Below are 12,030 nucleotides of genomic sequence, written 5' to 3' on the forward strand. Positions count from 1 at the left end.
TCATTTTATAAACAAATATTCAACCATTGATAGATAAAATATCGCTAAATCATAATATTGTAATTTAAAGTCGCTTGTTCTATAAGGATTAAGGCTTGTTCCTAGCCCTTGCATAAAATTTCTAAAAAAATATAAGACACAGGTGGAAGTTCCAATGAATAACCCGTCCAAAGGGACCTTTTTAGGTCACCCTAAAGGGCTTTTTTTGCTCTTTAGTACCGAACTGTGGGAGAGATTCTCCTATTACGGCATGCGTGCCGTGCTCGTCCTCTATCTGACCGACCTGACCGCCAACGGTGGCATGGGCTGGACCCAGGCCGACGCCCTCAAGCTGTACGGCATCTATACCGGTCTGGTCTACATCACTCCCATCATCGGCGGCTGGCTCGCCGATACCTTCCTGGGCCAGCGCCGTGCCATCCTGTTCGGTGCCGTGCTGATGGCCGCCGGCCAGTTTACCCTGGCACTGCCTCACGCCATGTTCCCTGACATGGTCAACACCGTCTTCTATGCCGGCCTTGGCTTGCTGATCGTGGGCAACGGCCTGTTCAAACCGAACATCTCCACCATGGTGGGCGACCTGTATAAAGAAGGGGATCACCGTCGTGACGGCGCCTTCACCATCTTCTACATGGGCATCAACCTGGGCTCCCTGCTGGCCGGCGTGATCTGCGGCGCCGCCGCCACCGCCTATGGCTGGCAGGCCGCCTTCGTCAGCGCCGGTATCGGCATGCTGCTCTCCCTGGTCGTGCAGGCCACCATGGCCCAGCGTTTCCTTGGCGACATCGGCCGTGTGCCCGCCGCCCAGCGTGCCGCTCTGCAGCGCTCCAAGGAGCAAAAAGCGCCCCTGACCAAACAGGAAGTGGATCGCATCAAGGTGATCCTGGTACTGGGCCTGTTCACCATCATCTTCTGGGCCGGCTTCGAGCAGGCCGGTGGTCTGATGAACCTGTATGCCCAGGAGTATACCGACCGCATGATCGGCAGCTTCGAAGTGCCGACAGCCTGGTTCCAGTCCCTGAACCCCTTCTTCATCATCACCCTGGCCCCTGTCGTGGCCGCCATCTGGATCAAGCTCGGCAAGAAAGAGCCGAACTCCCCGGTGAAATTCGCCATGGGCCTGCTGTTCCTGGCCGTCGGCTTCCTGTTCATGATCGGCGCCGTGCTGGAGCAAGGTGGTGATCAGGCTGTCAAGACCTCCATGTTCTGGCTGGTCGGTGCCTACCTGTTCCATACCCTGGGCGAGCTCTGCCTCTCTCCCATCGGTCTCTCCATGGTGACCAAGCTGGCTCCGCTGCGCCTGGCCTCCCTGATGATGGGTGCCTGGTTCGGTTTCGTGGCCCTGGCCAACTATGCCGCCGGCTTCATCGGCTCCTTCGTCGGCGAGTCCGGTGCCATGGCCATCTTCGGTGGCATCGCACTGGCCGCCGTGATCAGCTCCCTCATCCTGCTGACCATGGCCAACCGCCTGGTCTACTGGATGCACGGTGCCGAAGGCCCGGCCAAAGAGCCCGAAAAACAAGAGCAGAAACTGCAGTCCGCGACCGTTTGACCGGTCAGGACAGCAGAGACCAAACAGGGCGCCCATGGGCGCCCTGTTTGCATGTGTTCACTTCACTGCGTCAGTGGTGACGAACCTGCATCGTCAGGGCGCTGCCGCTGTCACTGCGAAACTGCAGATCAAAGGGCTCGTGCCAGCTTCGCCTGTGCAACGTGTAGCGACTGCTGCGCATCAAGCCGAGCGGCAACCCCCCTGCACGCATCAACCAGTGAGGTGAGGTGAGCCCGGCATTTGCAAAAAGCAGCCCATCTTCCTGATCGAACAGCAGGGCCGCCATGGCAAAGGAGTGACGCAGGCCCGACTCCAGCAGTTGCAGATTGAGGTAATCCAGCAATCGGTGTGGCTGGGTCAACAGCAGGCTCTCTTGTTGCTGGTATTGGCGGTAGGGGCCGTTCATCAGGGATCGCACCAAGGCACCACAGAAGGCCGCATCCACACCGAGGATGGGCAATTCCATCACCAGTACCAGCAGCTTGTCGTCCAGTTTGAAGGTATCCGGGATGAAGAGATTGCCCATGCCAGCAAAGGTGACCTGCCAGGGCCCCCACTCCTGCATGCCAGGGGGGGACAACCAGGCGAGCAGCCGGCTGCTCGCCAGATCGTGGCCACGGAAGAAGTCGATGTGCTCCATCAGTTCCAGCTGCTGGCTCTGATGCCCGAGGTTTGTCAGGCATTGCTCGATGCTGCGGCGGATCTGCTCATAGTCATTCACCGGTTTGATGAAGAAGTCCTTGGCCCCCGCCCGCAGCGCACGCTCGATCGCAGCCATCTGATCCTGACCGGAGATGACGATGACGGGCACCTGTGGATAGCGGGCGGTGAGGCAGGCAATCACCTCATGGCCATCCATGTTCGGCATGTTCAGATCACACAACACCACATCGGGGTGATAGAGCGCTGCGGCAGAGAGCCCCTCAATCCCGTCTTCTGCCTGAAAGACGCAGGCCCCGTCGTGCTCGAGATAAGATACCAGTGAGTGGCGAAAAACCGCTTCGTCTTCTACCACCAAGATCCGTAGTCCGGCTTTTGACATCTTGACAAAGCTCTTATTAGTCAAATGGTTATTTGAGCATTAAGACTAGATCATGGGCGCTGGATACCGCCACACAATATTGTCGAGCAGCGAGCCAGGTTGGCCTTGGTATCTGCCAAGCGTTTGAAATGGTCCGACTATTTTGCTCGCCCCCTTGCGCAGAGATGATCGGCAACCGTCGCCCGGCAGCCGTTCTCTCGCAGGTCGGCACCATGAATTGTATGAGGCACCGCCATGAGGGATAATGCCCTCCACTCCAGATCGTGAAGCAGACCATGACGCCAGCCGAATACAGCGCCCTCGCCCATCCCAGACTCTCCCATCCGGCCCGCAGCCTCTATACCCTGCAACTGCGCCGCTTGGTGCTGGAAAATCGGCTGGCCCGACTCAACTATCCCGAGCTTGGCCGGGCACTGGCTGTCGTCGATCCGGGCAATTCCGGTGGTTTCAGCTATCAGGTCAACGCTCGCCAGCTGACCGAACTGCTCGACGAGCTGATGGAGGCCGAACTGCTTCAGGTCGAGGCCCAGGCTGACAGTGAGCACTACCACCAGTGCCCTTTCCAGTTGCCGTTGCTGAGCCAGCGGGTGCGCAGCCCTCTGCCGGCACGCCCGTTCCAGATGCACCTGCAGTGGCGTCCGGACGAAGAACTGCCTGCTCTCGCACGCCTGTGCGGGGTGATCGATGCCAGCTACAGCGAAGAGGATCTCGGGGAGTTCATCGCCTATTGGCTCGGCCGCCCCGAGGTGTTCGACTCCCAGCACCAGTGGATGTTGAAATTTATTCGGGCCCTCAAGAGTCGGCGCTACGCCCGCCGTCCGGCGACCGTGGTCACCGGGTACCAGCAGGTCGCGCCAGCCCCGGTAGAGGCTGGCCCGAGCCGCCGGGCGCAAGAGATGATCGATGAGGCCAAACGGCTGGCACAAGCTCAGGAGCCGGAGAATGATTGATACCAGGCGGCCACGAAGTGCACTATTGACCCCCTGCCCATCCAGCCACAGCCCTAGCAGAAGGAGAATTCCATGACAGATCCGCACGACCCGATGCGCCAGGCACTGGAAGAGATCGAGGCCAAACGCCAGAAAATCGCCAAGGCGAGACAGGAGCAACGGGCTCATGATCCCGAGCTCAAGCGTCACGTCAGCAGCCTGCAGCAACGTATTCTCCGACTGCGGGCCGCAACCGGCGGCAGCCAGTACGACTACGAGACCCTGCGCAAGGAGTACGACGCCAAGGCCAATGCCGAAGTGCGCGAGTTGCAGAAGGCCGCCCGCCAGGAGCGGATCCAGAAGCTGATCGCCCAGGCCGACCTCAATCCGGACTGGATCTTCGACAAGATGGATTCCGGTGACCCGGCCCTGCAATACCCCATCGAGACAGCCCGCTACTTCATCAGCGGTTTCGAGCACTGGGAGAAGAGCGGCGGGGGCTGCATGCTGATCTACGGCGATTACGGCACCGGCAAATCCACCCTGGCGGGTGCCGTGGCCCACGAGTTGATCGCGCGCCACCAGAAGTCGGTGATCTTCCAGCAGTGGGCCTCCATCGTGGACAGGCTCTTTTTCAACGTCATCCAGGATCAGGAGGAGCGCAACCAGTACCGCCGCGCCCTGGAAGAGGTGGACCTGCTGATCATCGACGAGGTGGCGGCCAACCGTGCCAAGATGGCCGAGAGTCAGTCCAGCTTCCTCGGCCACCTGCTGCGCCGTCGTCGCAACCTGTCCAAAAGCGTCATCATCATCACCAACCACAGCCCCCAGAGCCTGCATCAGGCCATCGGTGATTTCAGCTATGAGGCGATCAAGGCGTTCAATCCGGTGGACATCCACCTGAGCGGACCCAGCCGCCGTCCCAGCATCGGCCATTACAACGGTTGATCCCGTCGGGCCGGCGTCCCTGATGTGCGGCCCTTCATATCCCCTGCACCTCACAAATAAAAACCACTCTCATTTACAGAGAGCCATCCAGGCTCTAGGCTTGCTCTTTTGTTCGAGAGGGCCTGTCATGCCAACCACACTCATCTTCGGTGCCAGTCGAGGACTGGGCCGCGCCTTCACCGACCACGCACTGCAACTGGGCCACAGGGTCGTTGCCCTGGTGCGCCATGCCGACATGGCCAGCGAGCTGCATACCCTGGGAGTCGAGGTCGTCATCGGGGATGCCCTGGACCCCCAGGCCGTGGCCCAGGCTTGCCGCTTGGCGGACAGGGATGCCCGGGTAGTCTCCACCCTCGGCGGCTTTCGCCAGAGTGCACCGGTGGATTATCAGGGCAACCGCCATGTGATCGACGAGATGGAGCACTCCGGGCTCAGCCGCCTGCTGCTGGTCACCTCCCTCGGTTGTCGCGACAGCTGGCAATACCTGCCCGAACGGGCTCGCGCCGCCTTCGGACACTAGGTACGCCTCAAGAGCCTGGCGGAAAGCTGGCTGCAGACAAGCACCCTTGAGTGGACCATTTTACGCCCCGCAGGGTTGCAGGATGGGGAGCCCACGGGTCAGGCCATCCTGAGCCAGGGGCAGGAGAGGCATGGCCTGGTCAGGCGCCAGGATGTGGCTATACGGGGTTTGCAACTGCTCAGCGACCAGGAGGCGTGCGGCCAGATCTATGCCATCGGCGATCCGGGTCTGAATCAGCCATGATCCCTGTGAATGGCAACACGGTCAGCCCAGTGGCTGACCGTGTTGTTGCAAGGCGCCTAGTCGGTGGAAGACGCTGTCGCCCCATCATCCGGCCGCATTGCAGGGCACGGTTGACGCCATCGGAGCAACCAGCACGCCAGAGCGCCATACAGCAGCGCCAGTCCCCACAACTGCCACCAGTAGCGGGAGACCTGGGCAAAGTCGGCCCCCATCTGATTGAGGCGCAGGAATCCCTCGATGGCCGGCGTGCTCGGTGCCCACTGGGCCAGCCAGTTGAGGGGGGCCGGGATGAGCTCAAGGGGCCAGATAAAGCCGGCCAGGAAGACTAGCGGCAAAGAGGAGACAAGCACCACCTGGGTCGGTAGATCACGGCGGGTGAACAGGGCGCCGAGCACGATCCCGAGCCAGGTGGTGGCCAGCAGGAACGGCAGGGTAAAGAGCCAGAGTTCGCCGGGTACAGCGGTGCGGGCAATACCGTAGTGATCGAAGCAGAAGCCGAAGAAGTAGGTCACCGGAAGGACGAAAAGAACCCCCACCACCAGGGTGCGGGCCAGCAACAAGGCCGGCACGGGGGCATGTTGCCAGTAGCCTGACTCGCCACGGCGGCTGCGCTGGTTCTGGGTCGCCCCCAGGATGCCGGTCCCCATCAGCAACACCTGATGCAGGATCAGCACGAATACCGCAGGCACCACGTAGTTCACATAGCCCATGGTGGGGTTGAATACCGGCAGCACATTGAGGGCCACCGCGTTCCAGCCCATGGCGGCCTGGGGCAGCGCCTCGCCCTGGCTCAGCAGCCTGGCCACCTTCACCTGGGCGGCGAGCGTGCCCCCCGCCTGGGCCAGCCCTTCGGCAATGGTGCCATAGACCAGGAAGTAGGAGGCATCTCCGGCATAACCCAGGGTCACGCTCCTGCCCAGCATCAGATCCCGATAGAAGTGGCGGGGAATGTGCAAGATGCCGCTCGCCTTGCCGGTCAGCATCATCTGGCGGGCCTCGTCGAGCGAACCGGCACGGGCCACCAGTTTGACCTGCGCCGTGGCATCGGCCATAAACTCCAGCTGGCGGGAAAGCTGGCTGCCATCCTCGTTGACCACCACCACGGGCTCTTCCCTGGGCAATTGGTGCAGGTAGGGCTGGGGGTAGAGGAAGGAGTAGAAGAAGACGCCGCCAAACAGGGTCAGCATGATGGCGCGATCCGCCAAGAGGGTGCGCAGCTCAAGGCGCACCAGATCCCAGAATCCCATCATGGCCTGGACTCCTCATGGGGCAGGGCCGCGCCCGACGGCGTCCGGTAGCGGTGTACCACCAGCAACAGGGGTAGCAGAAACAGCAGCAGAGCCCCGAGCTGGGGCAGGGCCGCCGTCAACGGTTGACCGTAGTTGGTTTGCCCGATCTGCAGCTCCACATAGTGGGAGATGGGCAGCAGGCTGCGCCAGAACTGGGCCACATCACCCATGGCGCTGACCGGAAAGGTGACCCCCATGAAGGCAAATCCCGGCGCCGTGTAGGCGCCGGCCAGAGAGAGCGCCCGCGCCGGATCCCGGATGATGGCGTAGAAGAAAGCCCCCATGGTGACGCAAGCGGCCGACGCCAGTCCCAGCCCCGCCGTCAGCACCAGCCAACTGCCTTGCATGGGGTACCCAAGCCCCTTGAACAGCAGCAGACTCCACGCCAGACCCCACCCCCAGCCGATGAGCACATGGGGTAGCAGGGTACGCCAGAGGCCGAACCAGACCCCTCTGGTGGTCCAGTCCAACCCGAGGCGATCGGTGCGGGCCAGGGCGTTCAGGCCATAGAGCACCACCAGGATCTGCCACACCGCAGGCAGCAGGGCGCTCAGCAGAAACTGGGCGTAGCTGGAATTGATGTTGTAGAGCGCGGTAACCTGGCTCGCAATGGGTACGGATTGTCCCAGGGCACCGGGCAGCGTCGTGCCGTCGGCCATGGCCGAGAGCACGCCCACCTGGCCATTGAGAGTTCCCACCACCTGGGCCAGTGCGGAGTTGACCAGCTTGGCAATCAGGATGAACTGGCCATTGTTGAACACGGTCACCCTGGGTTGCGTCCCCTCGCGGGCATCCCGCTCCAGGTGATGGGGGATCACCACCAGGGCATAGATGTCTCCCCCACGCAGTGCCCTGGCCCCCTCGTCGATGGCGTCAAACTGCTGCGCTATCTTGAGCCCGGCGGAGCCATCGAGAGAGAACGCCAGTTGTCGGGAGAGGGTGCTGCGATCCAGATCCACCAGACCGACCTTGAGATCCCGCGCCAGGCCGGCTGAAAAGATCCAGCACAGGATCCCTATTAGCACCAAGGGGACCCAGCTCGCCAGCGCCCGGCCGAACGGGTCTTGCCAGAGCAACCGCCATTCGCGCCCCATCAGAGCTCGACCAGCACGCTCATGCCGACCCGCAGCCCGTCAACCGGCTGCAAGGGGCGCGCTTCCACCTGGAAGCTTTTCATGTCAAACCCCTGGCGGGTGTCGGTGGCACGCCAGGTGGCGAAATCCCCCATTACGGCCACATGGGTCACCTTGAAGCGCACCAGCTGATCCCCCAGGCCGGGAATACGGGCATCAAACTCGGTACCGACCGGGAACCTTGGCAAGAGGTCCTCACGGACATGGAACTGGGCCCAGGCATCCTTCATGTCGAGCAAGGTCACCACGGGGAAGCCCTGGGGAGCCAGCTCGCCGCTACGCAACAGCACCTGGGCAACTTCCCCCTCGTGTGGGCTGGCGATGCGGGTATCGGCCAGATAGGCTTCCACTTCTGCCACGCCGCCAGCCGCCATCTTGGCCTGCTCGCGGGCCGCTATCTTGGTCTCTTCCCGCGCCCCTTCCAGCGCCATCTGGTATTGCTGCCAGGCCATGCCCTCGCTGTACTTCGCCGCCTGCCAGGCCGTCCAGGCCTCGTCACGCTTTTGCAGCGACATCACGCCATCCCGATGCAGGCTGGCAATGCGCTCGTAGGTTTTACCATGAAGCAGGGCAGCCGCCTTGGCCTGTTGCCACTGATCCTTGGCGGCCGCGATCTGCTGCACTCGCGCCCCCTTCTCGGCCTCTTCGGCCATGGCACCCGCCGCGGCCTGCCCGGCCTTGGCCTGACTCAGCTTGGCCTCGATCTCCGGGCTCGCCAGAGTGAACGCCAGTTGGCCCCTGGCCAGTTGATCCCCCTTCTTCACCAGCACCTCGTCGATGCGGCCCGCCACCTTGGAAGAGACCGAATACTGCTGCGCCTCTATCTGCCCCTGCAGACGCACCGGCTCCGGCTGATAGGCCAGCCAGAAGCGCCAGCCCAGCCAGAGCACAAGCAATACCAGCGCCAGTGGCAGCAGCCAGGGCTTGCCCTGGCTCATCTTCTTCTTGATGGGGGGATGACTCATGAATTCACCTCGGCAAACGGGCGACCCTTGACGGTCGAAACGGACATGAATAACGGAGTGGAAGAGCGCGCGATCATGAGTTCACCTCGATCGCCTGGCCATGCTGATACTGGTTGAAACTGTTCATCTGACCGGAGAGTGCCAACAGGCGGGCCAGAGAGATCACGTATTGATAGGCGGCGGCGGCGCGCTGGGTCTTGACCCCGGCAAGCTGGGTCTGGGCATCGACCACATCGAGGGAAGTGGAGAGCCCCTGACCGAATGCCTTGTCACGCAACCGCACGTTCTCCTCGGCCAGCGCCTGGGTCGAGGAGAGAGAGTGATACTCCTCCAGTCCCTGGGCAGCCTCGCGCCAGGTCTTCTCGACCAGCAGCTCCAGATCCTGGCGGGTCTTGGCTTGCAGCAGGTTGACCTGGAGTTCGGCGCTCTTGGCTGCCTGGACCGTCTCGGAGCGGCCATCACGACTCACCAGCGGCATGCTGACCCCGACACCAACCAGCCAGTCCGGTGTGGTCTTGGAGACGATGGAATCATCTTCATAGAGGTTGTAGTTGCCGAACAGGAAGAGCTCGGGGGCGTATTTGCCCTTCTCCAGCTTGATCATCCCCTGGGCCTGCTCCTTCTTGGCCGTCAACAGCTTGAGACCGGGATGCACCGACAGGGTCTCCTCCACAAAGGGAGACAAGGCCGGCATCCCTTCGTTGATGAAGAGGGCGGTATTGGGCTCAGCCTGCTTGAGCTTGAGCATGTGGCCGAGCGCCAGCTGGGCGATCTCCAGGCTGCGCCTGGCCTTCTGGGTATCGATACGTGCCCTGTCATAGGCAGACTGGGCCGAAAGGCGCTCCACCTTGGCGATCTGCCCCTGGGCTTCGAGCTTCTTGGCATGATCCAGATGGTGTGCCAGTCCCTGCTCGATCTCCTGCTTGGTCTGCACCACCTGCGCCGCCAGCACCACCCCGAAGTAGGTCTGGGAGAGGCTCTCGAAGGTGGACTGCTGTTTGAGCACCAGCAACTGCTCAGCCTCGCTCACCTGGGCCTGACGAATATCCTGGGCCGCATCGATGCGCCCGCCGGTAAAGAGCGGCCATAGCATCTTGACCGAACTGGTCACCACGTTCTGCTTGGTGAGGGGGGTGACGAAATCGCTCGGGCTGAGGTTGAGTGCCTGCATCACGGGCCCCAGCACCTTGCCGAATTCCGGATGATTGGCGATGGGGTTGAGATCCAGCATGTCCAGCTCCATCGGCTGATCAAGATGGGTATAGCTGGCCCCCACATCCACCTTGGGCAGGTACATGGCCTTGGCCGCCTCCCGCAGTTGCTGGGCCCTCTCCACCCCGGCCTGCTCTGCCGCCAAGCCGTCATCCTGCTGGATGACCCGACTCCAGGCCTCGGTAAAGCTGACCGTCTGCGCCTGGGCCGACCCCAGCACGACACCCAGCAGGCATGGGCAGAGCGATTTGATGAACTTTGCCGTCATACATCCCCGATCCGTTTGTAATAAAATTGTGTAGAGCCTTTGCTCAATTCAGGCCCGCTATCATAGCCTAAACCGACTTGAGAGGGAGACTCACAAATCACCATCCCCCTCACTCGCGCCCCCCTGACCATGGTCACAGACAATATGTCCGATTTTCAAGCACTCCTGAATTTGCAAGCCTTGGCGCGACGTTTTTTTCAGAAAAAAATGGCTGACGCTCAAATACTAACCTTTTCTCCTGACTAAAAAATGCGTAATATACGCCGCCCTAAGCCGATGGTAACCGTGGAATGCAGATAGGTCCCCACACGCTTGAAACTCCCCTGATCGTGGCCCCCATGGCCGGTGTAACAGACCGACCATTTCGTGAACTTTGTTTACGTTTGGGAGCCGGTATGGCCGTTTCCGAGATGCTGCTGGCCAACCCGGATGTCTGGGATACCCAGAAAACCCGGATGAGAATGGATCACTCTGCTGAAGGCGGCTTGCGATCGGTCCAGATTGCCGGTGCCGACCCCGAGATGATGGCGTTTGCTGCCCGCTACAACGTGGAGCAGGGCGCTCAGATCGTCGACATCAACATGGGATGTCCGGCAAAAAAAGTGAATAAGAAGCTGGCAGGTTCCGCCCTGCTGCGTCAGCCAGACCTGGTCAGATCCATCTGCCGGGCCGTGGTGGATGCGGTGGAAGTACCTGTCACCTTGAAGATCCGCACAGGATGGGATCCGGATAACCGCAATGGCGAGGAGATCGCCCGAATCGCCGAAGATTGCGGTATCGCGGCCCTTGCCGTGCATGGTCGTACCCGTGCCTGCCTCTACAAGGGCGAAGCGGAGTACGACACTATCAGGGCGATTAAGCAGGCCGTATCGATTCCTGTTGTCGCCAATGGCGACATCGATAGCCCGGAGAAAGCCCGGTATGTCCTCGACTATACCGGTGTCGACGCCGTGATGATCGGCCGTGCTGCGCAAGGACGACCCTGGATTTTCCGGGAAATCCGCCATTTTCTTGAAACGGGCACCAAGCTGCCGCCTCCCGACAGGGAAGAGGTTCGCACCCTGATGAACGAGCATGTCACCAATCTGCACCAGTTTTACGGTGCCTATCTGGGAGCGCGCATTGCCCGTAAACACGTGGGCTGGTATCTGGATGAAGAAGAGGCGGGCCGAGAATTCCGTAAGCACTTCAATGCCCTGGATTGTGCAGACGCACAACTCGAGGCACTCGAAGCGTATTTCGATGGATTAGGTTAACGCATAACTAAAGAGCCGACCGAATATGTTCGAACAAACCCTGACTTCTGATGCATTGGTAACAACTACTCACAATCACGCTGCCGAGCCGACCCAACGCCCCCTGCGTGACTCTGTGCAACAGGCCCTGCGTAACTACCTGGCCCAGTTGAACGGTCAGGAAGTGATTGATCTGTACGATATGGTTCTCTCCGAAGTCGAAGCTCCCATGCTGGACGTGATCATGCAGTACACCCGTGGCAACCAGACCCGCGCCGCCGTGATGATGGGCATCAACCGCGGCACCCTGCGCAAGAAACTCAAGCGTTACGGCATGAACTAAGCCATAACAGCTAAGCTATTGAAAATAAAGGCACCATCATTTTATTGATAGTGCCTTTTTCGTTTTGAACCCACATTTGAACCCACACCTACAAGACTAGTTATCATTGTCGACGACTCAACTCGGACTAGCCTGATGAACAGCGTTGACCACATAACTGTACCTATCCTCCCCATGTTGCCTAATGCAAGAGAGGGCCAATGGCCCTCTCTTGCTATCTATGTTGTTGGTCAGTGCAAACAGCACTGCTTGTACTTCTAGCCGCAGCCAAAGGGACACGGCTCGTTGCGGCCAATCTTGATGGGTACCACCACTGGTGTTCGCTACGTTGTGCCAGAAAGTGGGCATGAA

General features: G+C 60.7%; 10 protein-coding genes and 1 pseudogene. 6 read left to right on the top strand and 5 right to left on the bottom strand.

Features of this window, described 5'->3' with window-relative positions:
• Positions 1-154: 154 nt before the first annotated feature.
• Positions 155-1,552, top strand: coding sequence for a peptide MFS transporter (locus C3418_RS11520; protein WP_103858542.1), 1,398 nt, complete (start codon positions 155-157; stop codon positions 1,550-1,552).
• A 70-nt stretch (positions 1,553-1,622) separates the two neighbouring features.
• Here C3418_RS11520 and C3418_RS11525 read toward each other — a convergent pair whose 3' ends face one another.
• Complete coding sequence (locus tag C3418_RS11525; RefSeq protein ID WP_052815576.1) at positions 1,623-2,594, bottom strand: response regulator; 972 nt, start codon at positions 2,592-2,594, stop codon at positions 1,623-1,625.
• A gap of 275 nt (positions 2,595-2,869) precedes the next feature.
• On the opposite strand from C3418_RS11525, the gene C3418_RS11530 reads away from it, so the two are divergent.
• The 3 genes and pseudogenes from C3418_RS11530 to C3418_RS11540 all read left to right on the top strand — a co-directional run bounded on the left by C3418_RS11530 (position 2,870) and on the right by C3418_RS11540 (position 5,234).
• A complete protein-coding gene (locus tag C3418_RS11530; protein ID WP_052815581.1) occupies positions 2,870-3,544 on the top strand; it encodes a DnaT-like ssDNA-binding domain-containing protein in 675 nt (224 codons plus the stop codon).
• 72 nt (positions 3,545-3,616) lie between these two features.
• Positions 3,617-4,471, top strand: a complete 855-nt coding sequence (locus tag C3418_RS11535) for a DnaA ATPase domain-containing protein (RefSeq protein WP_010675546.1) — start codon at positions 3,617-3,619, stop codon at positions 4,469-4,471.
• Between the two features lie 127 nt (positions 4,472-4,598).
• Positions 4,599-5,234, top strand: a pseudogene (locus C3418_RS11540) (SDR family oxidoreductase).
• 56 nt (positions 5,235-5,290) lie between these two features.
• On the opposite strand, the gene C3418_RS11545 reads toward C3418_RS11540, so the two are convergent.
• The 4 genes from C3418_RS11545 to C3418_RS11560 form a co-directional block, all read right to left on the bottom strand.
• A complete protein-coding gene (locus C3418_RS11545) occupies positions 5,291-6,484 on the bottom strand; it encodes an ABC transporter permease (RefSeq protein WP_103858543.1) in 1,194 nt (397 codons plus the stop codon).
• Positions 6,481-7,617 carry an ABC transporter permease gene (locus C3418_RS11550; protein ID WP_103858544.1) on the bottom strand — a complete coding sequence of 379 codons (1,137 nt, stop codon included), beginning with the start codon at positions 7,615-7,617 and terminating at the stop codon, positions 6,481-6,483. Before C3418_RS11550 ends, C3418_RS11545 begins: the two co-directional genes overlap by 4 nt.
• Positions 7,617-8,621, bottom strand: coding sequence for an HlyD family secretion protein (locus C3418_RS11555; RefSeq protein WP_080767988.1), 1,005 nt, complete (start codon positions 8,619-8,621; stop codon positions 7,617-7,619). Before C3418_RS11555 ends, C3418_RS11550 begins: the two co-directional genes overlap by 1 nt.
• A gap of 73 nt (positions 8,622-8,694) precedes the next feature.
• Entirely contained in the window at positions 8,695-10,101 is a 1,407-nt protein-coding gene (locus tag C3418_RS11560; protein WP_010675551.1) for a TolC family protein, read from the bottom strand.
• Between the two features lie 290 nt (positions 10,102-10,391).
• On the opposite strand from C3418_RS11560, the gene dusB reads away from it, so the two are divergent.
• Positions 10,392-11,357, top strand: coding sequence for a tRNA dihydrouridine synthase DusB (gene dusB, locus C3418_RS11565; protein ID WP_010675552.1), 966 nt, complete (start codon positions 10,392-10,394; stop codon positions 11,355-11,357).
• 25 nt (positions 11,358-11,382) lie between these two features.
• Positions 11,383-11,679: a DNA-binding transcriptional regulator Fis gene (gene fis / locus C3418_RS11570; protein ID WP_005309538.1), complete on the top strand. Its 297-nt coding sequence runs from the start codon at positions 11,383-11,385 to the stop codon at positions 11,677-11,679.
• Positions 11,680-12,030 lie beyond the last annotated feature (351 nt).

Origin of the sequence: Aeromonas sp. ASNIH8 (assembly GCF_002919855.1) — a bacterium.
Classification (GTDB): Bacteria; Pseudomonadota; Gammaproteobacteria; order Enterobacterales; family Aeromonadaceae; genus Aeromonas; species Aeromonas caviae.